Genomic DNA, 21,023 nt, shown 5'->3' with positions numbered 1-21,023 from the left:
TCCGGCGCGGGGTGACCGTCCCTCACACCGGTGGCCTGTCCGAGGCGCCACCCGTGCCGGACGTGCGACGATCCTCCGGCACGCCGACTCCGCAGGGGGCTCACGTTCATGTCATCGATAGGCCGGCCGTTCCTGGCAGTCGCAGCAACCGTGGTGCTCGTCGCCACGGCGGCGGCGTGCGATTCGTCGGACGACGGGGGCGACAACAAGCCCACACCCGCCCGGACGGTGACGGCCAAGCAGAAACTCGACCTCTCCCTCCCCACCGGGCTTCCCACCAGCGTCTCCGACCTCAAGAAGTGGGAGGAGGCGTACAAGCGCGGCGCCTGGAAGAACTGGGACAAGGCCCAATGGCTGCGCAAGGCGGCCGACTTCGTCAATCCGGTGATCGACGGGCTGTGGAACGACGACCGGATGAAGGGCGCCGACCCCGGTGACAAGAACGTCCCGGCCGACGTCCCCGCCGACCAGGGGCAGACGGACCGGACGCCGACCCCGGTGATCGCCAAGTCCGTGGCCACGCCCTACCACCGCAATGCCCCCGACGTCGGGAAGCTGTTCTTCGACAGCCCCAAGGGGTCGATGGTCTGCTCGGCGACCGTGATCCAGGACCCGGCGCACCCCGGCAAGTCCAACCTGGTGTGGACGGCGGGCCACTGCGTGCACGCGGGGGCGGACGGCGGCTGGTACCGCAACATCGCCTTCGTGCCCGCCTACAACGACCAGGGGCAGAGCGCGGCGGCGCTGAAGGGGGCCAAGCGGGACGTGCTCGCGCCCTACGGGGTCTTCTGGGCCGACGGCGCGGCCACCTCGCAGCAGTGGATCGACACCGGCGCCGAGGAGGGCGGCAGCGGGTCGCCGTACGACTTCGCGGTGCTGCACGTGACTCCGGAGAAGGGCGGCAAGTCCCTCGAGGAGACGGTCGGCTCGGCCGTGCCGGTGTGGTTCGACGCCCCGGCGACGGCTCAGGTCGGCACGCTGGACGCATGGGGCTACCCCGCGGCCCCGCCGTACGACGGCCAGCGGATGTACAACTGCGCGGACAAGCCGGGACGTCTGTCGCTGGACTCCGCGCAGCCGACCGAATACCGCATCGGCTGCACCATGACGGCCGGTTCGTCGGGCGGCGGCTGGTTCGCCACGAAGCCCGACGGGACGACGGCGCTGGTCAGCAACACCTCGATCGGCCCGGTGACGGCGACCTGGCTGGCGGGCCCGCGGCTGGGCGCGGACGCCAAGAAGGTCTACGACTCGGTGGTCGCCAAGTTCAGCTGAGACGGCGGACGGCGGAAGGGTAAGGGGCGCGTCACCATGGTGACGCGCCCCTTACACGTTGCCCTTGTGCGGAGGCACCCGGCCGGGCGGCGGGCACCGCCCGGCTCAGTGCTGGACGGCGAGGGCGAACGGAGCGAGCTCCGCGGCCAGTTCCTCGTGGACCCGTACCTTGATCAGCGTTCCGTCGCCGGTGTGCTCCTCGGAGAGGACCTCACCACCGGCGTGGACACGCGAGACCAGGCCGCCGTGGGTGTACGGCACCAGGGCCTCCACCTCGACGTCAGGGCGCGGCAGTTCGTCGTCGATCATCTCCAGCAGCTCGGCGATGCCCCGGCCCGTACGGGCCGAGACCGCGATGGCGTGCTTCTCGTTGCGCAGCAGACGCTGGAGCACCAGCGGGTCGGCCGCGTCCGCCTTGTTGACCACGACGATCTCCGGCACGTCGAGCGCGCCCACGTCGCGGAACACCTCGCGGACCGCCGCCAGCTGCTCCTCGGGCGCCGGATGCGACCCGTCGACCACGTGCAGGATCAGGTCGGCGTCGGCGACCTCCTCCATCGTGGAGCGGAAAGCCTCCACCAGGTGGTGGGGCAGATGCCGGACGAACCCGACGGTGTCGGCGAGGGTGTAGAGCCGCCCGCCGGGCGTCTCCGCACGGCGTACGGTCGGGTCGAGGGTGGCGAACAGCGAGTTCTCCACCAGGACGCCCGCACCGGTGAGCCGGTTGAGCAGCGACGACTTGCCCGCGTTGGTGTAGCCGGCGATCGCCACCGACGGCACCTTGTGACGCCGGCGTTCCTGGCGCTTGAGGTCGCGGCTGGTCTTCATCTCCGCGATCTCCCGGCGCATCTTCGCCATCTTCTCGCGGATGCGCCGCCGGTCGGTCTCGATCTTGGTCTCACCGGGACCACGGGTGGCCATGCCGCCGCCGGACGAGCCGGAGCCGCCACCACCCATCTGCCGCGACAGCGACTGGCCCCAGCCGCGCAGCCTCGGCAGCATGTACTGCATCTGCGCGAGCGAGACCTGCGCCTTGCCCTCTCGGGACTTGGCGTGCTGGGCGAAGATGTCCAGGATCAGCGCCGTCCGGTCGACGACCTTGACCTTGACCACGTCTTCGAGGTGGATGAGCTGGCCGGGGCTGAGCTCACCGTCGCACACGACGGTGTCCGCGCCGCTTTCGAGCACGATGTCCCGCAGCTCGTTGGCCTTGCCGGAGCCGATGTACGTGGCCGGGTCCGGCTTGTCGCGACGCTGGACGACACCGTCCAGGACGAGGGCGCCCGCGGTCTCGGCGAGCGCCGCCAGCTCCGCGAGGGAATTCTCGGCGTCGTGCACCGTTCCGGAGGTCCACACCCCGACGAGCACCACGCGCTCCAGGCGGAGCTGCCGGTACTCGACCTCGGTGACGTCCTCCAGCTCGGTGGAGAGCCCGACGACCCGGCGCAGCGAGGCACGGTCGTCACGGTCGAGCTGATCGCCGTCCCGCTCTCCGTCGATCCGCGCGCTCCAGGCGACGTCCTCCTCCATCAGGGCGTCGGCCCGACGGCTTTCGGCGAGGCGCTGGCGATCGTTCGTGGAGGAAGAAAAAGAGGAGGTCATCTGATCCTTTGGTAGCGCGGTTGTGGGTCGGGCACGCGTACGTGCCGTCATTACGATGGTCGCACGCCCGGCCCTCGCGGTCACGCGGGTTTCCCGGCACGGGCACCGCGGGACGATCACTCGCACGAGTGACACGGATCGAGGGTTAGGTCCCCGGCGCACACGGGCATTCACTCAGAGTAATCGAATGAGGCCGTCGATGATCGGCGGCCGCTCCGGGTGAAGGGGTGGGCGCGGTGAGCGACGGGGGACGCACGTGTGGGTGCGGCGAGGCTGACGGTGGCGGGATCCGGTCCCGGTCAGCCGCGCCGGGTGGTGACGGAGGGGCGGGACCGGTAGACGTCGTAGACGCCCGGCACCGCCCGCATGGCGCGCATCAGCCCGGCCAGGGCGCCGGGATCGGGCAGTTCCACGGTGTAGGTGTGCCGCACCCTGAGTTCCTGCGGAGGCTCCACCGCGGCCGAGACGATGCCGACCCCCTCGGCGGCGATGGCCTCGGTCAGGTCCGCCAGCAGCCTGGGCCTGCTCAGCGCCTCCGCCAGCACGGTGGCCCGGTAGCCGCCGGCCGGAGTGCCGTCGCGCCACCCGACCGGTACGGGCCTGCGGCCGGCCGCGGCCATCCGCGCGGTGGAGGGGCATTCGGCACGGTGGACGGTCACGGTGCCGCCCCGGATGACGAAGCCCGTCACCGCGTCGGGCGGGACGGGCGTACAGCAGCGGGCCAGCCGGACCGTGGCACCGGGCAGGTCGGCGACCGCCACCGGCAGCTCGGGCCGCGGGCCGGACACCTCCTTGGCCGGGCGCAGGGCGGGCAGCGCCGCGGGCTGTTCGTCGTCGGCAGGGGCCGGGTGCAAGGCCAGCCAGCGGGTGATCGCGATACGGGCCGCGGGCGTGGCGGCGTGGTCGAGCCAGTCGGCACCGGGGCGCGAGGTCGCCGCGTCGTCCAGCAGCAGTTGCAGGCTGTCACCGTCCTGCAGTCGCGTGCTCAGTGGCGCCAGCCGGCCGTTGACCCGTACGCCGATACATCGGTGACCGTCCTCGCCGTGCACGGCGTAGGCGGCGTCGACGCAGCTGGCGCCGGCGGGCAGCCGGACCGTGCCCGAGGCGTCGGGGCCGTCGGCGGTGAAGACCGTGATCTCCCGGTCCTGCGCCAGGTCGTCGCGCAGCGCCGTCCAGAAGATGTCCGAGTCGGGGGCGTCGCGCTGCCACTCCAGCAGCCGGGCGAGCCATCCGGGCCGCGACAGGTCCACGTTGCCCCACGCCTCGGCGGCGGGCGCCGGCGCCTCCCCGGAGCGCGATGCGGCGGCGCCCGGGGCCCGGGTGTCGGTGCCACCGGAGGAACGTGGCTGCTCCGCGGGGGCGGGGGTGTGGCCGAGAGCGATCACCCCGGTCTCGGCGACCCGGTGCATCTGCCGGGTGCGGACCAGGACCTCGGCGATCCGCCCCTGGGCGTCGGCGACCGCGGTGTGCAGGGACTGGTAGAGGTTGAACTTGGGAGCGGCGATGAAGTCCTTGAACTCGGCGATGACCGGGGTGAAGCAGGTATGCAGCTCGCCGAGCACCGCGTAGCAGTCGGCGGGTTCCCCGACCAGCACGAGCAGCCGTCCAAAGTCACCGCTGTCCAGCTCCGTCCCGCCGCGTTTGAGCAGCAGCCGGTGCACCGAGACGGCGTGCCGCGGCCTGATGGCCACCTCCGCCGCGATGTCCGCCTCGCGCAGCACCTTGCGCAGGTCCTCGGCGATCACGGCCAGCAGGTCCGGCCGCTCGGCGTTGGCGGCCATCATGGCCCGGGTGCGGGCGTATTCCGCGGGGTGCAGGATCGCGAAGACCCGGTCCTCCAGCTCCGTCTTGAGCGCCTGGACGCCGAGCCGCTCGGCGAGCGGGATGAGGACGTCCCGGGTGACGCGGGCGATCCTGGCCTGCTTGTCGGGGCGCATCACCCCGAGGGTGCGGACGTTGTGCAGCCGGTCGGCCAGCTTGATGGCCATCACCCGCACGTCGCTGCCGGTCGCGACGAGCATCTTGCGGAAGGTCTCCGACTCGGCCGCGGCCCCGTAGTCGACCTTCTCCAGCTTGGTGACGCCGTCGACGAGATGCGTGACCTCGGCGCCGAACTCGGCGTGCACCTGATCCAGCGTCACCTCGGTGTCCTCGACCGTGTCGTGCAGCAGCGACGCCGTCAACGTGGTGGTCTCGGCGCCGAGTTCGGCCAGGATGAGGGTGACGGCGAGCGGGTGGGTGATGTACGGCTCACCGCTCTTGCGCATCTGCCCGCGGTGCGAGGACTCGGCGAGCACATACGCGCGGCGCAGCGTCTCGATCGCCTCGGAGCCGGCCTGCGGGTGCCGGGCGCGGTGGACCTTGATGAGGTGCTCGATGGCACCGGGCAGCCGGTCCCGGGGACCCGGGCCGAGCAGGGCGGCCCGTCCCAGCCTGCGCAGATCGATGCGCCGCAGGCCGCGTCGCGGGATCTCGGCGGCCTGCCCGGCATCCACCGCGTTGTCTGCGCTCATCGACACCTCCGGCAGCATGGACCGGCTGCGGAAGCCTCGCACGACCCGCGGGGCCGCGCCGGTGATTGATGCTACCGAGCCCACCACGTGCGGCTGCCGCGCTCTCGCCGAGAGTGATCCCCGTCACCCGTTCGAGGGATGGTGTACGGGGATTCCCGGCGGAATGTGCCCCGCGGTGCAAGCGGCCCGTGCGATCAGGCCGAGGGGATTCCCGCCACCAGGGCGGCTTCGGCGACGCCCTCGGCGACGACGACCGCGGGACCGGTCATCTCGATCCGCCCGTCGGTGTTCTCGGTGATCACCAGCTGCCCGCCGGGGACGTCCACGGTGTACGTGACCGGGCGGCCCGTCCGCGCCGGGTCGAGGCCGTCACGGCGGGCCGCGGCGACCATCACGGCGCAGGCGCCCGTACCGCAGGAGCGGGTCTCGCCCGAGCCGCGCTCGTGGACGCGCATGGCCACGTGGCGGGGGCCGCGGTCGACGACGAACTCCACGTTGGTGCCGGTGGGATAGGCCTCGGCGGGCGCGACGCCGGGTGCCCGGTAGAGGTCGCCCGCCTCGTCGAGGTCGGCCACGAAGACGACCGCGTGCGGGTTGCCCATGTTGACGTTGAGCGCCGGCCAGGTACGGCTGCCGACCGTGACCGTGACGTCCCCTCCGGGGAAGGCGGCACGGCCCATGCCTACGGTGACCTCACCGGGCACGCCGTCGCCGCCGTCCTTGGCGATGTGGACCTGCCGCAGCCCGGCGCGGGTGGCGACGGTCAGGTCACCGGCCTCGGCGAGGCCCGCACGCTGCAGGTACCGCGCGAAGACCCGCACGCCGTTGCCGCACATCTCGGCGACGCTGCCGTCGCTGTTGCGGTAGTCCATGAACCACTCGGCGCGGTCGGCGAGGGCCGCCGCCTCGGGGTGGGCGGCCGAGCGCACCACCCGCAGCAGGCCGTCTCCGCCGATCCCGGCTCGCCGGTCGCACAGCCGTGCCACCTGGGCCGCGGACAGGTCGAGCAGGCCGTCCGGGTCGGGGACGATCACGAAGTCGTTCTCGGTCCCGTGGCCCTTGAGGAAGTTCAGGGGGGCGGTGTCGTGCCGTGCGTCTGTCACATCTTCGATCGTACGCGGCCGGTCCCGGAAGGGCGGTCGCGGCCGGTCGGGGCCGGTCAGCGCAGCCGGGCGACGCGCCAGACGGCGAGCAGGGCCAGCAGGACGACCGCCACGGCGTAACCGGCGACGTAGCGCCAGTCCACCCGGGTGCCCGAGCCGCGCACAGGCAGTCCCGGCAAGGTGTAGCCGACCCGGAGGGCGGCCGTCAGGCCCCAGCCTGCCGAGCACCCGCACAGCAGCAGGCCGAGCATCGCGACGACGGGTCCGGCGTCGCCGGACTCGAAGGCGAGCGGGAAGGCGAACATCAGCGAACCGGCCACAGCGAGCGCGACGATCGGCGCGAGCTGCCAGATCCGCAGCCGCCGCTGCGGGCGCAGTTCGCGGAAGGACTGGCCGCCGTCGAGCGACAGCGCCGGGTCGATGACCGCCATCGGATCGAGGAGATCCATGGGGTCGCCCAGCGGCTCCAACGGCGGGGGCTCGTCCAGCCGTTCGGCCGGTTCCGTCCCGCCGGACGGGACGCCGTTGGCGCCCTGTGACACATGTGACTCGTAGGAGTCCGCTGTCGAATCGCGCCCCTGGGGGGTGTCGCGTGGGCCGAGTGCCATCGCCACGCGCCCTCCCGAGTCTCCGACACCGTAGCTGGATGCTTGATGATGGCACGCCCGGAGGGCTCCTCCCGGACGCCGGGGCGTCCCGATGCCATCACGTGATCAGGCTGTGACCGCTTCCCCGAGCAACGTCAGCGCGCGGTCGGCGAGTTCCGCTCCCTGAGCCGTGAGCCAGTGCACACGGTGGTCCCGGCGGAACCACGAGTCCTGCCGCCGCGCGAAACGTTTCGTGGCTCGGGCGGTCTCGGCGCGCGCCTCGTCCTCGGTGCACTCCCCCGCGAACGCGGCCAGCACCTGTTGGTAGCCGAGCGCGCGCGAGGCGGTACGGCCCTCGCGCAGCCCGGCGGCCTCCAGCGCGCGGACCTCCGCCACCAGTCCCTCGTCCCACATCCGGTCCACCCGCCGCACGATGCGCTCGTCGAGCACGGGGCGGGGCACGTCCACGCCGATCTGCACGGTGTCGTAGACCGCCTCCTGCGACTCGGTGCCGGGCAGGCTCGCGGTGAAGGGGCGGCCGGTGATCTCGACGACTTCGAGGGCGCGCACGATACGGCGCCCGTTGCTGGGCAGGATGAGCCGGGCGGCCTCCGGATCGGCGGCGGCGAGGCGGGCGTGCAGCGGGCCGGGGCCTTCCTCCGCCAGCTCGGCCTCCAGCCGGGCCCGTACCGCCGCGTCGGTGCCGGGGAACTCCAGCGGATCGATCACGGCGCGCACGTACAGCCCCGAACCGCCCACCAGCACCGGGACGCGGCCCGCCGCGTGCAGGCGGTCGATCTCGGCGCGGGCGAGCCGCTGGTAGTCCGCGACGTTGGCGGCCTGTGTCACGTCCCAGATGTCCAGCAGGTGGTGGGGTACGCCCTGCCGGTCGGCGGTGGTCAGCTTGGCCGTTCCGATGTCCATGCCGCGGTAGAGCTGCATGGAGTCGGCGTTGATCACCTCGCCGCCCCATTCCCTGGCGAGCGCGACGCCGAGGTCGGACTTTCCGGCCGCGGTGGGACCGACGACGGTGATCACACGGTTCTTCACCCGGCGATTCTCCCAAACAACCGGCGTGCCCGGTCGCGGTCCGGCGGTCCGCCCGGCGGCGCCCGCCCCGGGGCGCGGGTATGGTCGAAGGACGGGGAGGGCGTTTTGCGCCGCTCGGCCCGCTTTGCACCATCGGTGCCGCGAAGCGGCGGAGCCACCGCCCTCATCGCTCAGCGTCCAGGGAAGGTGCCTGATGAGCTTCATGGACACGTTGAAGGACAAGCTCGGCATGGCCAGGGGCAAGGCCGGGGATCTTGCCCGGCAGCACGGCGACAAGGTCGAGTCGGGGATCGACAAGGCCGCGCAGATGGCCGACTCGAAGACCGGCGGGAAGTACTCGGACAAGATCGGCTCGGGGGCCGACAAGGCCAAGAGCGCCACCCAGAACCTCGGTGGCAAGGGCGGCGCGGGCGGCCAGTCCGGTCAGGCGGGCCCGTCCGGTCAGGGAGACCGGCCCGGCCAGTCCTGAGAGCCCGCAGACCCTGAGGGCTCTGCCTCCGTCCTGACGGCCCGGCCGGTCCTGGCAGGATCCGCCGCTCCCCCGGGCGCCCGTCTCGCCCGCCCGGGTGCCGCCCCGGACCGGACAGCCGCGGAATTCCACCTTCCGCGGCTCGTCCACGCCCACCGGTGTTGCCGTCGGTCCGGCGCGGGCTCAGGTCCAGCAGGCGACGAAGTACCCGACGCCGTAGGGTGCGGCCTCGTGGAGCAGCCGGCCGTCCAGGCCCGCATCCGCGGCGGCCCCGGCCAGCACCTGCCAGGGTGCGCGGCCCGCCACCCGCAGCTCGGCGGCGAGCGCCGCGTCGAGCCCCGCCAGGGTGCCGGTGTCCGCGGTGTCCAGTGCGGCCGACACCGCGGCGTCGAAGCCCTCGGCGCGCTCGTCCAGATAGCCGGGCGCCTTGACCGTCCGGCACGCGCTGCCGTCGCCCATGACCAGCAGCGCGACCCGCTCCGCGGACGCGGCGAGCGCCCTGCCCTCGGCGGCGCAGCGTCCCGCGTCCAGCGCTTCCCCGACGGCCAGCCCGGTCGTCTCCCCCGAGTTCCAGCCGCGCAGCAGCCAGGCGGCCACCGCGAGCGACGGCGGCAGGGGCGCTGCGCCGGAGGTGGCGCCGCCCGGCTCGTCCGTGGCCGCGGAGGGCCGCCCGAGCCGTACGTCGAGCGCGACGCCGAAGGGGCGGAAGTCCCCGTGTGCGCCGGACGCAAGGGTGCGGCTTTCCGTTCCCTCCTCGGGCCCGACCACCACCAGCCGGTCGGGCAGTGCGGCGGCCAGCAGCCCGACGGCGTCCGCGCAGGCGTCCCGCAGCGCGTCCAGCTCGGGTGCGGCACCGGCCGCCACCTCGGGGACCAGCAGCGGCGGACAGGGGCAGACGGCGGCGGCGACCAGCATGATCGACACCTTACCGCCGGGCACCGACAGGGAGCCCGGACCGCGTCAGCAGACGGAGCAGCCGCCCGCGGCAGCGGCGGGCACGGCCGACGGGGCACCGACCGCGGGCATGCCGAGCATGACACCGGCCGGGGCCTGCGCGGCAGCCGCGGTGCGGCGTTCCCAGGCGTCCCCGGCACGCGTGCGGCGCACGGCCTGCGCGGGGCGCTCGGCGAGCAGGTGGTGCGGCGCGGCGTAGGTGATCTCGACGGTGACCATGTCACCGGGCCTGACCTGCTGTCCCTCGGGGCGCTGGAAGTGCACGAGGCGGTTGTCGGGCGCGCGGCCGGACAGCCGCCGGGTGGCCTCGTCCTTGCGGCCCTCGCCCTCGGCGACGAGCACCTCCAGGGTGCGGCCGACCTGCTTCTTGTTCTCCTCCCAGGAGATCTCCTCCTGGAGCGCCACCAGGCGCTCGTAGCGCTCCTGGACGACGGCCTTGGGGATCTGCCCGTCCATGTCGGCCGCGGGGGTGCCGGGGCGCTTGCTGTACTGGAAGGTGAAGGCCTGGGCGAAGCGTGCCTCGCGGACGACGTGCAGGGTCTGCTCGAAGTCCTCCTCGGTCTCGCCGGGGAAGCCCACGATGATGTCGGTGGTGATGGCGGCGTCCGGCATGGCGGCACGCACCTTCTCGATGATGCCCAGGTAGCGGTCCTGCCGGTAGGAGCGGCGCATCGCCCGCAGCACCTGGTCGGAGCCCGACTGGAGCGGCATGTGCAGCTGGTGCATCACGTTCGGCGTCCCGGCCATGGCCGCGATGACGTCGTCGGTGAAGTCCCGCGGGTGCGGTGAGGTGAAGCGGATCCGCTCCAGGCCCTCGACCGCTCCGGTGGCCCGCAGCAGTTTGCCGAAGGCCTCGCGGTCGCCGATGTCGGAGCCGTACGCGTTGACGTTCTGGCCGAGCAGCGTGACCTCGATCACGCCCTCGGCGACGAGCGCCTCGACCTCGGCGAGGACGTCACCGGGGCGCCGGTCCTTCTCCTTGCCGCGCAGCGCGGGCACGATGCAGAAGGTGCAGGTGTTGTTGCAGCCCACGGAGATGGCCACCCACGCGGCATAGGCCGACTCGCGGCGCGAGGGCAGCGTCGAGGGGAAGGTCTCCAGCGACTCGGCGATCTCCACCTGCGCCTCGTCCGCGATCCGGGCGCGCTCCAGCAGCACCGGCAGCTGTCCGATGTTGTGGGTGCCGAAGACGACGTCGACCCAGGGCGCGCGCTTCACGATCGTGTCGCGGTCCTTCTGCGCCAGACAGCCGCCGACGGCGATCTGCATGCCGGGCCGGGCGGCCTTCTTCGGCACGAGCTGGCCCAGATTGCCGTAGAGCCGGTTGTCGGCGTTCTCCCGCACCGCACAGGTGTTGAAGACGACGACGTCCGCCCCGTCCGAGCCCTCGGGCGCCCGGACGTACCCGGCGTCCTCCAGCAGGCCGGACAGCCGCTCGGAGTCGTGGACGTTCATCTGGCACCCGTAGGTGCGGACCTCGTAAGTACGCGCGCTCATAACAATGACCCAGAGTACGTGCTTTCCCCGCCGCCTCGCCTCCGGCTTGTGGACAACTCCCGGCCACCGGGCGGCCGCCCTTCCCCGCACCGCTGCCGCCTGGCAGGATCGCGGGCCATGGACCGTCGTGTGCTTCGCCTGCTCCGGCCGCAGGGCCGCCGGGCCAGGCTGTGGCGGTACGTCCAGGGTTCGCTGGGCGCGGCCCTTGCGCTGGCGCTGCTGGCGTGGTGGCTGGTGCCGTCGGACGGCCCGTCGTACCCGCACCGGCCGGTGTCCTTCGCGACGGGTGTCGCCAACGGCGTCTACGAGAAGTACGGGATGCTGCTGCAGGGCGACCTGCGGACGGCGCTGCCCGGGGTTCAGGTCACGCTGGAGCACACCGAGGGCTCGGTCGACAACATCAAGCGCGTCGCGTCCGGCCGTTCGGACTTCACGATCGCCGCCGCCGACGCGGTGGCCAGCTACAACGGGCCCGGCAAGTCGCGGCTGCGCGCCGTCGCCCGGCTCTACGACGATTACATGCAGCTGATCGTGCCGCGCGACTCCCCGGTCCGGTCGATCCGGGACCTGCGCGGCATGACGGTCGGGATCGGCCAGGCCGACTCCGGCGTCAGCCTCATCACCCACCGGCTCTTCCAGGCCGCGGGCATGGACATAGACAAGGACGTCACCGCGGTGCCGGTCGGCATCGACGAGGCGCCCGCCATGCTGCTCGGCGGCAGGCTCGACGCGTTCTTCTGGTCCGGCGGGCTGCCGACGGCCGCCGTCACGGCCATGGCCACGCCGGTGGCGCGGATCAGGCTGGTCCAGCTCGGTGACATGGTGGCGTCGCTGCACGCGCTGGGGCCGGAGATGGCGTACTACCGCCAGGCGGCGATGCCTGCCGACGCGTATCCCTCGGCGCAGGACAGCAAGGCCGTGCCCACCGTCGCCGTGCCCAATCTGCTGATCACCACCGACCGCGCGGACGCCGGGCTGGTCGAGCGACTGACCCGGGCGGTGATCGACAGCCGGGACGCGATCGGCACCGTGGTGCACGCGGCCCAACTGGTGGACCTGCGCACCGCCGTCTTCACCGACCCGCTGCCCCTCCATCAGGGCGCCATACGCTACTACCGCTCGGTGAAGCCCTGAGGCGCCGCGTCAGGACTCCGGAGCCGTCCGCGGCACGGTGAGCGTGACCCGGAGGCCGGTCGGCTCGTGGTGCCCGTACGCGATGGCGCCGCCGCCCTGGCGCAGCAATGACCGTGCGATCGACAGGCCGAGCCCGGAGCCCTGCACGTTCTGATGCCGCGGGCTGCGCCAGAAGCGGTCACCGACCCTCGCCAGTTCCTCGTCGGCCAGACCCGGTCCGCCGTCGGCGACCACGACGGCGGCCGCGTCCTCGCCCGCCTCGACCACGACGCCGACCTCGCCTCCTGCCGGGGTGAACTTGATCGCGTTGTCCAGCACGGCGTCCAGCGCGCTGGACAGGGCCACGGCGTCCGCCCAGCCGGTCACCGCCGGGCCGTCCGGCGGCGGCCCGGCGAAGTCCAGCCCGACCTGTGCCCGGTCGGCCACCGGGCGCCACGCGGCCGTACGCGTACGGACCAGGGCCGCCACGTCGATCACCTGCGGGTGGCCTCCCGAGCTCTCGGCGACGGCCAGGCCCAGCAGGTCGTCGAGCACCTGGGCCAGCCGGTGACCCTCCTCCTTGACCGCGTCGGCCTCGGTGTGGCCCTCGGGCAGTTCCAGGCCCAGCAGCTCGATCCGCAGCAGCAGCGCGGAGAGCGGGTTGCGCAGCTGGTGCGAGGCGTCGGCGACGAAGGCTCGCTGCTGGTCGAGCACCGCCTCGACGTTGTCGGCCATCTCGTTGAACGAACGGACCAGCCGGCGTAGTTCGGGCGGCCCGCCGGTCGCCCGGACCCTGGACTTCATCCGACCGGTGGCGATGTCATGAGTGACGCGGTCCAGCTTCGCGACCGGCAGCAGCACCCAGGCGGTCAGCCGCACCGCGCAGAGCACGGCGATGACCATGGCGGCGAGTTCCCCCGCGGCGAGCAGCATCCAGCCGTGCAGGATGCGCGAGCGCAGGGCGCCGGTCGGGGAATCGGTCACGACGACCGCCACGACGTCGCCGTCCCGCACGATCGGCGACGCGATGGCCAGCCGCCGGTGCTGCCACGGCCAGACCTGCGCCGGGTCGTGGGCGCGGCGGCCCAGCAGCGCCGACTCGTAGGCGTCGTAGAGCTCGCCCTCGGCGGGCAGCCGCCACTTCGCGGGCGCCTCGGCCATGGCGGTGCTGTCGCGGTAGAAGACCCCGGCGCTGATGCCGTACAGCTGCTGGTAGCGGACGAGTTCCGTGCGCAGCGTGTGCAGCCTCTCGCCGTCCACGCTGTCGACCATCGACTGCTCCTCGTTCCGCGCGGTCACGAACTGGGCCAGCGCCGCGAAGCGCGTGGTGTCGTCGATCCGGTCGACGACGACACGCTGCTGCTGGGCGGCCGCCTGGCTGACGGCGAGCGGGATGCCGAGGGCCAGCAGAACGCCTGCCATCAGCACGATGAGCAGCGGGAGCAGTCGGGTGCGCACGGTGGGAGATCTGCTTCGCGGGGCGGCTCAGCCGGCGGGCGGGACGACGAGCCGGTAGCCCACGCCGCGCACCGTCTCGATCATGGCCGGGACACGGAGCTTGGACCGCAGGGACGCCACATGGACCTCCAGGGTGCGCCCTGTGCCCTCCCACGCGGTCCGCCACACCTCGCTGATGATCTGCTCCCGGCGGAAGACCACCCCGGGGTGCCCGGCGAGCAGGGCCAGCAGGTCGAACTCCTTGCGGGTCAGCACCACCGCCGCGCCCTCGACGGTGACGCTGCGGGTGGCCGGTTCGATGGCCATGGGGCCCAGTTGCAGCCGGGTACGCGCCGCGGGAGGTGCGGCGGCCTGCGCGGCGCCGCCCGCGCCGTGGGCCGGCGGCGGTGAGCCGGCGCCCTCCGGGCGCAGCGGCGGGCGGCGGCTGACGGCATGGATGCGGGCGAGCAGCTCGCCGGTGTCGTACGGCTTGACGACGTAGTCGTCGGCGCCCAGGTTGAGGCCGTGGATGCGGGAGCGGACGTCCGCGCGGGCGGTCACCATGATCACCGGTGTGGCCGTCCTGCGCCGGATCCTGCTGCACACCTCGAAGCCGTCCTGGTCGGGCAGGCCGAGGTCGAGCAGGACGCAGTCGAACGCCGGTCCGCCGTCCGGCAGCAGGGCCTGGATCGCCTCCTCGCCGCTGCGCGCGTGCCTGACGTCGAAACCGTGCTTGCCGAGGAGCGCCGAGACGGCCGCGGCAACCCGGTCGTCGTCCTCCACCAGCAGCAGCCGCATCTGTGCCACTCCTCCTTCTGTCGCCCGCCGGTCCGGCGGGGCCCCGGCGTGCCGGGGCGGGCGACGCCCGGCGGCAGGGTACGCGCCGGTTCGCTTCCGCTTCTGCTTTGTCACGGCATCCACCCCGATCCGGCGGGGGTGAGTCAAGGGGGTACCGGCTCGTGGTGCGGACCGTTACCGACCCGGTACGCGTCCCACGCGCCACCCGATGTGCGCCGGTGCGCCCGCTGTGCCGCGCTCGCACCGCGCCGACGTGCGACTGTCGCTTGACGTGGGCAGGCGCAGTGAGTTGCATACGCTTTGTGACCGCACTCCTTCCCGGGACCGCTGAGTGGATCCGGTGATCGTCGCGGGGGCAGGCCCGGTCGGCCTGACCCTCGCCCTCGCGCTGGCCCGCCGCGACGTCCCCGTCATCCTGCTGGACGAGGCGGAGGTGATCGCCGACGCCGAGGGGCTGCGGCGTTCGCGCACCGCCGTGCTCGGCCCGGCCGCGGCCGCCCTGGTCGAACGGCTGGGATACCCGGGCGTCCGGACCGAGGGCACGGCCTGGAGGGGCTGGCGCACGGTCCGCCGGCGCGCGGAGGTGGCACGGCTCGACTTCGGGGCGGACGACGCGCCCGTGCACATCGCCCAGCACCGGTTGGAGAACGGGCTGCGGCAGGCGCTGCTGGGCTGCGGCTCGGTCCGGATCGTGGCCGGCTGCCGGGTGGACGCGGTGGAGCAGGACGCGCGCGGTGTCACGGTGCACACCCGTGGCTCGCACGAGACGTGGTGGCGCGGCAGTTTCCTCGTGGGGTGCGACGGACCGCGGTCGACGGTCCGCAAACTGCTCGGGGTGCGCTTCCCCGGCCGCACGGCGGTGGACCGGCACGCCGTGGCGGTCGTACGCGCCGAGCTGCCCGAACCCGGTGTGGCGGTGCTGCACCGCGATCCGCCGGGCGCACCGGCCGGGCAGGAGGTGACGGCGCGGCCGCTGCCCGGGGGGCTGTGGCGGCTGGACTGGCTGCTGCCGGTGCAGGCCCGCGCGCTCACCCCGGACGCGCTGGTGGAACGGCTGCGCGGCACGCTCGCGGCGTGGTGCGGCAGCGTGGTGCCCTACGAGGTCGTCGGCTCGGCGGACTACACGGTGCACCAGCGGCTGGCCCGGCGGTGGCGGGTGCGCCGGGTGTTCCTGGCGGGCGATGCCGCCCACGTCATGGGGGCGCTGGGTGCGCAGAGCGTCGAGGAGGGTCTGCGGGACGCGGAGAACCTGTCCTGGAAGCTCGCCCTGGCGTGGCACGACGGTGCGTCCAAGGTGCTGCTGGACAGTTACGAGGCCGAGCGCCGCGGGGCGGTGGGGAGTCGGCTGCGGGCCACCGACCAGGCACTTCCGCTGCTGCGGGCGAGCGGGGCGTGGCAGACCGTCCGGCAGTCGCTGCTGTCGGGTTCCGCCCGCGGCCATGCGGAGATGCTGACCGACAGCCACCTGGGGCGGGGCGCTTCCGCCGGCTCCCGGGTCTACGCGCGCTCGCCGCTCGCGCTGCCCGCGGCGCGGTCGGGCAGCGGCAGGGCCGGCGCGTCGCCGCTGGTGGCCGGATGCGACACACCGCCGGGCGGCCGGGTCGACGACGTGCCCGTGACGGCGCTCGACGGCACGGTGGGACGTCTGCGGGACCGGCTGGGCCAGGGCCTCGTGGTCCTGCTGGTCGCGCCCGGCACCGGGGTGTGGGAGAGCAGGCACTGGCTGACGGCCGGGCTGATGCCGCGGCTGGCGTCGGCGGTCGCGGCGCTGCCCACCCCGGCCGAACTGCTGGTCACCGAGTCCTATCCGGGGGCGACGGCGCACACCGTGCTGCTCATCCGGCCGGATGGGCACCTGGTCACGGCGATGGTCGGATGCCGCCCCGCCGAGCTGTACTCGTACGCCGACCTGGCGCGCGGCGGCCCGCCGACGGCGGCGAGCGACGACACCGGCGAGGGTCCGGACGGCACGGACGACGGGGCGCCCGGCGCCGCGGGTGGCATGCCGCGGGACGGCTCGGCGGGCGCCCGGGTCAGCGGGCACACTCCGTAGAAGCCCTGCGGCTCACTCCCACGGATCCGGACCGCCGGAACCGTGCCAGGAGCCGGAGTCGTCGTCGGCGCTGTCGGCTTCCGCGGCGAGGGCGTCGCGCACCACCTTCAGCGCCAGGCCCTCGCCGTATCCCTTGCGCGCCAGCATGCCGGCCAGCCGCCGGATCCGCCGGTCGCGGTCCAGGCCGCGGGTGCCGGGCAGCCGACGCTGGACGAGGGCCCGGGCCGTCTCCTCCTCCTGCTCGGGATCGAGCAGGCCGACGGCCTCGGTGACCAGCTCGGCCTCCACTCCGCGGTGGCGCAGCTCCTGGGCGAGGGCCCGGCGGGCGAGGCCGCGCCCGCGGTGCCGGGACTCCACCCAGGCGTTGGCGAACGCCTGGTCGTCGATCAGCCCGACGTCCTGGAAGCGCTCCAGGACGCTCTCGGCCACTTCCTCGGGGATCTCCCGTTTGCGCAGGGCGTCGGCGAGTTGCTTGCGCGTACGGGGGCTCCCGGTGAGCAGGCGCAGGCACAGCACCCTTGCCTGCTCCTCGGGACTGAGCGGCGGCTCTTGCGAGGCCCTCGACTCGGAAGAGCCGCCGCGCTCCTGGGACCTGCCCGCCACGGCGTCAGGCCTTGGCTGCGGTGGCCTTGGTCGCCTTCTTCGGTGCAGGCACCTCGGCCTTGGCCGCCGCCTCGGCACCGGTCGGCTCCGCTCCCGGCTGGGCTTCCGGCGTGTCGGTCTTCCGCACGCCGACGCCCAGCTTCTCCTTGATCCGCTTCTCGATCTCGTCGGCCAGGTCCGGATTGTCCTTGAGGAAATTCCGGACGTTCTCCTTGCCCTGGCCGAGCTGGTCGCCCTCGTACGTGTACCAGGCGCCGGACTTGCGGACGAAGCCGTGATCGACGCCCATGTCGATCAGACCGCCCTCGCGGCTGATGCCCTGGCCGTAGAGGATGTCGAACTCGGCCTGCTTGAAGGGCGGCGCCACCTTGTTCTTGACGATCTTGCAGCGGGTGCGGTTGCCGACCGCCTCGGTGCCGTCCTTGAGCGTCTCGATCCGGCGGATGTCGATCCGGACGGAGGCGTAGAACTTCAGTGCGCGGCCACCGGTGGTGGTCTCCGGCGAGCCGAACATCACACCGATCTTCTCGCGCAGCTGGTTGATGAAGATGGCGGTGGTCTTGGACTGGTTGAGCGCGCTGGTGATCTTGCGGAGCGCCTGGCTCATGAGCCGGGCCTGGAGACCCACGTGCGAGTCGCCCATCTCGCCCTCGATCTCGGCCCGCGGCACGAGGGCTGCCACGGAGTCGATCACGATGAGATCGATCGCGCCCGAGCGGACCAGCATGTCCACGATCTCCAGCGCCTGCTCGCCGGTGTCCGGCTGGGACAGCAGCAGGTTGTCCGTGTCGACGCCGAGGGCCTTGGCGTACTCGGGGTCGAGGGCGTGCTCGGCGTCGACGAACGCCACCGTGCCGCCGGCCCGCTGGGCGTTGGCCACCGCGTGCAGCGTCAAGGTCGTCTTGCCGGAGGACTCGGGGCCGTAGATCTCCACGACCCGGCCGCGCGGCAGCCCGCCGACGCCGAGGGCCACGTCCAGGGCGGTCGACCCGGTGGAGATGACCTCGATGGGCTCATTCGGCCGGTCGCCCAGGCGCATGACCGCGCCCTTGCCGAACTGCCGTTCAATCTGTGCGAGCGCGGCGTCGAGCGCCTTGTCGCGGTCGTTTCCTGCCATGGGTTCCACCCGGGATGTCTGGTTCGATCGCTTCACGTCCACGACGCTAGCGCCTGCCACTGACAACGCGCCGGGAACGTCGCTCCGACCTGTGGATAACTTGGGCGGCCCCGGCCCGAAACCCGGGCCGGAATCCGTGCCGCCGGCGCGGAGAACCGGTCCCCGCTCATCCATCAGAATGGATGTTCGATTTTCGTGTCAAGCGACCCGCCGAGGGGCGTCCAGGCCGTCACAGCCGCGGATCGGTCACCTCGTAGCGTCGCACATAGGCCGAGAAGAAACCTTGCAGCGTGGCGGTCGCGGGGATGGCGATGAGCGCGCCCACCGCTCCGAGCAGGGCCGTTCCCGCGACGACGGAGCCGAAGGCGACCGCCGGGTGGATGTCCACGGTCCGCGCGGTGATGCGCGGCTGGAGCAGGTAGTTCTCGAACTGCTGGTAGACCACGACGAAGCAGAGCACCCACAGGGCGTCCCACGGATCCTCGGCGAACGCGATCAGGACCGGCAGCGCACCCGCGAGATAGGTGCCGACGGTCGGGATGAACTGCGAGACGAGGCCGACCCACACCCCGAGCGCGGGCGCGTAGGGCACGCCGAGGACCTGCAGCAGGATGTAGTGCGCGACACCGGAGATCACCGCCATCAGCGCGCGGGAGTACAGGTAGCCGCCGGTCTTGGCGACGGCGATGTCCCATGCGCGCAGCACCTCGGCCTGCCGGGCGGGCGGCAGCACGGAGCACAGCGCCCTGCGCAGCCGCGGGCCGTCGGCGGCGAAGTAGAAGGTGAACAACAGCACGGTGAAGAGCTGGAAAACCGTGCCGACGACGGTGGCCGACAGGCCCCACACACTGCTCGCCCCGTTCGCGAGGTAGGTGCGCACCCAGTCGGAGTGCAGGAAGTTCTCCCGCAGCCGTCCGGTGTCGAGGTGGGAGTGGAAGGTTTGGTTGATCCATGCCACGACGTCGTCCACGTACTGCGGCAGGTTGCGGACGATGGTGCCGATCTGGTCGACCAGCAGCGAACCCAGTGCGATCAGGAAGCCCGCGGAGGCGGCCAGGACCACGAGTATGACCAGGCCGGTGGCCAGACCGCGGCGCATCCCCCGGGTGGCCATCCAGTCCACCGCGGGCTCGATGGCCACCGCGCAGAAGAACGAGATCAGGACGTTGACCAGCAGCCCGACCAGCCGGCCGAAGACCCAGTGCGCGAACTGGTAGCAGGCCAGGAGGGCGAGGGCGAGCAGCAGCGCGCGGGGCAGCCAGCGGGGCATCCGGGCGCGCGGGCCGGACCGGCCGTGGTGGGGAGGGCCGGGAGGATCCGCCCCGCCGGTCGGCGGCTGGGCAGGAGGCGTGACCGGGTCGGGGGTGCCACCGGTTTCTGCCACGCGCCAAGTCTCGCCTCGCGTGACGGGAAAGTCCTGATATCAGGTCATTCGGCGCAGCACGGGACCCGGGGCGTGCCGCTGCCGGACGGGGCGGCCGCCGCGGATCCGCGAACCCGCTGCGGCCCGTGGCGGCCGACGGTCAGCGCCGGGCCGCGGGGACGTCCATCGCGGCGCACACCGCGCGCCAGACGTCCTTGGCCTCCCAGCCGTCCTCCAGCGCCTGGACCACGGTCCGTCCGCCCAGTTCCGACATCACGTGGTCGCGCGCGAAGGAGTCGGCGTAGGTCTCACCGAAGTGCGCGCGCATTCGTTCCCAGAAAATCGTCAGCCGCATGGCTGCAAGTATCGCGCGCAGCCAAATGGATCCCGCAGGCCGCCGCGGTCGTCGCCGCTCACAGCCTGCCCACCGCGCGCAGGGCGGCGGTGACTGCCACGGCCGCGCCGATCACCACCAGGAAGGGTGCCCTGAGCAGCAGTGCGACGCACGCTGCCGCGAGGCCGGCCGCCCGCGCGTCCACCGTGAGTCGCAGCTGGTCGGTACCGAACGTCTGGAGCGCGGTGAGTCCCGCCAGCAGCGCGATCGGTACCAGGGCCGCGAGCCGCCTGACCAGCGGGCGGTCCAGCATCCCGGCCGGTATCGACAGGCCCAGCAGTTTCACCGCGTAGCATCCGGCCGCCGTGACACCGATCGCCGCCCAGACGCCCGCCGAGCCGGTCATCGTGCCTCTCCGGTCATGGCAGAACCGGACGCCGGACCGCGGCCGCGCCTGCGTGCCGCCAGCACCAGCGGCGCCGCGAGTGCGGCGACCAGCACCGGCGCCCCGGCGGGGAGCACGGGCAGGCAGACCAGCGCGAGCAGCACGGCCAGCCCCGCCACCGCGCGCTCGGTACGCCCCTTGAGCATGGGGGCCAGCAGCGCGAGGAAGACGGCCGGACCGGCGGCGTCCAGCCCCCAGGCCGCCGGGTCGCCGAGCGCGGAGGCACCCAGCGCGCCGCCGAGGGTCGTCAGATTCCAGAGCGCGTACAGGCTCGCACCGGTCACGGTGAACCCGAGCCGGGCGCTCGCACGGTCCGGCTGGGCCAGGGCGACGGCCGACGTCTCGTCGATGACCCACTGCGCGGCGGCCGGACGCACCGCGCCGGGCAGACCCAGCAGCTGGGACAGGCGCAGTCCGTAGAAGGCGTTGCGGGCGCCGAGGAAGAGCGCGCTAGCGGCTGCCGCGAAGGGGTTGCCGCCCGCGCCGAGGGCGCCGACCAGGGCGAATTGCGAGGCGCCGGTGAAGACCAGCAGGGACAGGGCGCAGCTCTGGAGCACGCTGAGTCCGGCGCCCGTCGAGGTCACGCCGAAGGCGAAGCCGGAAAGGCCCACGGCCACGCCGACGCCGAGGGCGTCGCGGACCACGCGGGAGCGAGGGGACGGCGGGCGTTCGGCCGCCTGGCCGGGTATCGGTGGTGCGATCACCGGTCC

Annotated in this window: 18 protein-coding genes and 1 pseudogene; 4 read left to right on the top strand and 15 right to left on the bottom strand. The window is 73.1% G+C overall.

The annotated features are described in order from the left end of the window. Window positions 1–108 precede the first annotated feature (108 nt). Window positions 109–1,275 (top strand): trypsin-like serine peptidase, encoded by a 1,167-nt coding sequence (locus ACH4PY_RS08875; protein WP_398177747.1) that lies wholly within the window; start codon window positions 109–111, stop codon window positions 1,273–1,275. Window positions 1,276–1,380: 105 nt separating this feature from the next. On the opposite strand, the gene hflX is transcribed toward ACH4PY_RS08875, so the two are convergent. The 5 genes from hflX to miaA all read right to left on the bottom strand — a co-directional run bounded on the left by hflX (window position 1,381) and on the right by miaA (window position 8,130). Beyond that, window positions 1,381–2,877: a GTPase HflX gene (gene hflX, locus ACH4PY_RS08870; RefSeq protein ID WP_398177745.1), complete on the bottom strand. Its 1,497-nt coding sequence runs from the start codon at window positions 2,875–2,877 to the stop codon at window positions 1,381–1,383. Between the two features lie 299 nt (window positions 2,878–3,176). Continuing rightward, a complete protein-coding gene (locus ACH4PY_RS08865) occupies window positions 3,177–5,390 on the bottom strand; it encodes a RelA/SpoT family protein (RefSeq protein ID WP_398177742.1) in 2,214 nt (737 codons plus the stop codon). A gap of 194 nt (window positions 5,391–5,584) precedes the next feature. Continuing rightward, window positions 5,585–6,493 (bottom strand): diaminopimelate epimerase, encoded by a 909-nt coding sequence (gene dapF / locus ACH4PY_RS08860; protein ID WP_398177740.1) that lies wholly within the window; start codon window positions 6,491–6,493, stop codon window positions 5,585–5,587. A 56-nt stretch (window positions 6,494–6,549) separates the two neighbouring features. Beyond that, window positions 6,550–7,101: a hypothetical protein gene (locus ACH4PY_RS08855; protein ID WP_398177738.1), complete on the bottom strand. Its 552-nt coding sequence runs from the start codon at window positions 7,099–7,101 to the stop codon at window positions 6,550–6,552. Between the two features lie 105 nt (window positions 7,102–7,206). Continuing rightward, window positions 7,207–8,130: a tRNA (adenosine(37)-N6)-dimethylallyltransferase MiaA gene (miaA, locus tag ACH4PY_RS08850; RefSeq protein WP_398177736.1), complete on the bottom strand. Its 924-nt coding sequence runs from the start codon at window positions 8,128–8,130 to the stop codon at window positions 7,207–7,209. A gap of 193 nt (window positions 8,131–8,323) precedes the next feature. Here miaA and ACH4PY_RS08845 point away from each other — a divergent pair, with 193 nt between their 5' ends. Continuing rightward, window positions 8,324–8,599 carry an antitoxin gene (locus ACH4PY_RS08845; protein ID WP_398177733.1) on the top strand — a complete coding sequence of 92 codons (276 nt, stop codon included), beginning with the start codon at window positions 8,324–8,326 and terminating at the stop codon, window positions 8,597–8,599. 183 nt (window positions 8,600–8,782) lie between these two features. On the opposite strand, the gene ACH4PY_RS08840 is transcribed toward ACH4PY_RS08845, so the two are convergent. Continuing rightward, window positions 8,783–9,514 (bottom strand): class III extradiol dioxygenase subunit B-like domain-containing protein, encoded by a 732-nt coding sequence (locus tag ACH4PY_RS08840; protein WP_398177730.1) that lies wholly within the window; start codon window positions 9,512–9,514, stop codon window positions 8,783–8,785. A gap of 45 nt (window positions 9,515–9,559) precedes the next feature. Next, complete coding sequence (miaB, locus tag ACH4PY_RS08835) at window positions 9,560–11,050, bottom strand: tRNA (N6-isopentenyl adenosine(37)-C2)-methylthiotransferase MiaB (RefSeq protein WP_398177728.1); 1,491 nt, start codon at window positions 11,048–11,050, stop codon at window positions 9,560–9,562. A 117-nt stretch (window positions 11,051–11,167) separates the two neighbouring features. On the opposite strand from miaB, the gene ACH4PY_RS08830 reads away from it, so the two are divergent. Next, on the top strand, window positions 11,168–12,184 hold the full coding sequence (locus ACH4PY_RS08830; protein ID WP_398177725.1) for a TAXI family TRAP transporter solute-binding subunit: 1,017 nt from the start codon (window positions 11,168–11,170) through the stop codon (window positions 12,182–12,184). A gap of 9 nt (window positions 12,185–12,193) precedes the next feature. On the opposite strand, the gene ACH4PY_RS08825 is transcribed toward ACH4PY_RS08830, so the two are convergent. Continuing rightward, a complete protein-coding gene (locus ACH4PY_RS08825; protein ID WP_398177722.1) occupies window positions 12,194–13,621 on the bottom strand; it encodes an ATP-binding protein in 1,428 nt (475 codons plus the stop codon). A 27-nt stretch (window positions 13,622–13,648) separates the two neighbouring features. Beyond that, window positions 13,649–14,398 (bottom strand): response regulator transcription factor, encoded by a 750-nt coding sequence (locus tag ACH4PY_RS08820; protein WP_398179251.1) that lies wholly within the window; start codon window positions 14,396–14,398, stop codon window positions 13,649–13,651. 331 nt (window positions 14,399–14,729) lie between these two features. Here ACH4PY_RS08820 and ACH4PY_RS08815 point away from each other — a divergent pair, with 331 nt between their 5' ends. Further along, the gene (locus tag ACH4PY_RS08815; RefSeq protein WP_398177719.1) at window positions 14,730–16,451 is read left to right on the top strand and encodes an FAD-dependent monooxygenase; all 1,722 of its coding nucleotides are present in this window, start codon (window positions 14,730–14,732) and stop codon (window positions 16,449–16,451) included. 12 nt (window positions 16,452–16,463) lie between these two features. Here ACH4PY_RS08815 and recX read toward each other — a convergent pair. The 6 genes and pseudogenes from recX to ACH4PY_RS08785 all read right to left on the bottom strand — a co-directional run. After that, window positions 16,464–17,156, bottom strand: a pseudogene (gene recX / locus ACH4PY_RS08810) (recombination regulator RecX); the annotation flags it as partial. Beyond that, the gene (gene recA / locus ACH4PY_RS08805) at window positions 17,059–18,171 is read right to left on the bottom strand and encodes a recombinase RecA (RefSeq protein WP_398177716.1); all 1,113 of its coding nucleotides are present in this window, start codon (window positions 18,169–18,171) and stop codon (window positions 17,059–17,061) included. The pseudogene recX and the gene recA, both read right to left, overlap by 98 nt. Before the next feature lie 229 nt (window positions 18,172–18,400). Next, window positions 18,401–19,555, bottom strand: a complete 1,155-nt coding sequence (locus ACH4PY_RS08800) for an AI-2E family transporter (RefSeq protein ID WP_398177714.1) — start codon at window positions 19,553–19,555, stop codon at window positions 18,401–18,403. Between the two features lie 139 nt (window positions 19,556–19,694). Continuing rightward, window positions 19,695–19,889: a DUF3046 domain-containing protein gene (locus ACH4PY_RS08795; protein WP_031513085.1), complete on the bottom strand. Its 195-nt coding sequence runs from the start codon at window positions 19,887–19,889 to the stop codon at window positions 19,695–19,697. Between the two features lie 58 nt (window positions 19,890–19,947). Next, on the bottom strand, window positions 19,948–20,274 hold the full coding sequence (locus ACH4PY_RS08790; protein ID WP_398177711.1) for an AzlD domain-containing protein: 327 nt from the start codon (window positions 20,272–20,274) through the stop codon (window positions 19,948–19,950). Beyond that, window positions 20,271–21,017, bottom strand: a complete 747-nt coding sequence (locus ACH4PY_RS08785) for an AzlC family ABC transporter permease (protein ID WP_398177708.1) — start codon at window positions 21,015–21,017, stop codon at window positions 20,271–20,273. The genes ACH4PY_RS08790 and ACH4PY_RS08785 overlap by 4 nt, the downstream gene beginning before the upstream one ends. Between the last annotated feature and the right edge of the window lie 6 nt (window positions 21,018–21,023).

The organism is Streptomyces sp. NPDC021224 (assembly GCF_044332905.1).
Taxonomy (GTDB): Bacteria; Actinomycetota; Actinomycetes; order Streptomycetales; family Streptomycetaceae; genus Actinacidiphila.
This window is presented reverse-complemented; position numbering and strand designations above follow the sequence as displayed.

Excerpts from the sequence above, each read along its gene's own strand:
- ACH4PY_RS08830 (WP_398177725.1), top strand. The coding sequence starts at position 11,168 with ATGGACCGTCGTGTGCTTCGCCTGCTCCGGCCGCAGGGCCGCCGGGCC.
- miaB (WP_398177728.1), bottom strand. The coding sequence starts at position 11,050 with ATGAGCGCGCGTACTTACGAGGTCCGCACCTACGGGTGCCAGATGAAC.
- hflX (WP_398177745.1), bottom strand. The coding sequence starts at position 2,877 with ATGACCTCCTCTTTTTCTTCCTCCACGAACGATCGCCAGCGCCTCGCC.
- ACH4PY_RS08790 (WP_398177711.1), bottom strand. The coding sequence starts at position 20,274 with ATGACCGGCTCGGCGGGCGTCTGGGCGGCGATCGGTGTCACGGCGGCC.
- ACH4PY_RS08855 (WP_398177738.1), bottom strand. The coding sequence starts at position 7,101 with ATGGCACTCGGCCCACGCGACACCCCCCAGGGGCGCGATTCGACAGCG.
- ACH4PY_RS08840 (WP_398177730.1), bottom strand. The coding sequence starts at position 9,514 with ATGCTGGTCGCCGCCGCCGTCTGCCCCTGTCCGCCGCTGCTGGTCCCC.
- ACH4PY_RS08795 (WP_031513085.1), bottom strand. The coding sequence starts at position 19,889 with ATGCGGCTGACGATTTTCTGGGAACGAATGCGCGCGCACTTCGGTGAG.
- ACH4PY_RS08875 (WP_398177747.1), top strand. The coding sequence starts at position 109 with ATGTCATCGATAGGCCGGCCGTTCCTGGCAGTCGCAGCAACCGTGGTG.
- ACH4PY_RS08845 (WP_398177733.1), top strand. The coding sequence starts at position 8,324 with ATGAGCTTCATGGACACGTTGAAGGACAAGCTCGGCATGGCCAGGGGC.
- ACH4PY_RS08865 (WP_398177742.1), bottom strand. The coding sequence starts at position 5,390 with ATGAGCGCAGACAACGCGGTGGATGCCGGGCAGGCCGCCGAGATCCCG.
- ACH4PY_RS08820 (WP_398179251.1), bottom strand. The coding sequence starts at position 14,398 with ATGCGGCTGCTGCTGGTGGAGGACGACGACCGGGTTGCCGCGGCCGTC.
- recA (WP_398177716.1), bottom strand. The coding sequence starts at position 18,171 with ATGGCAGGAAACGACCGCGACAAGGCGCTCGACGCCGCGCTCGCACAG.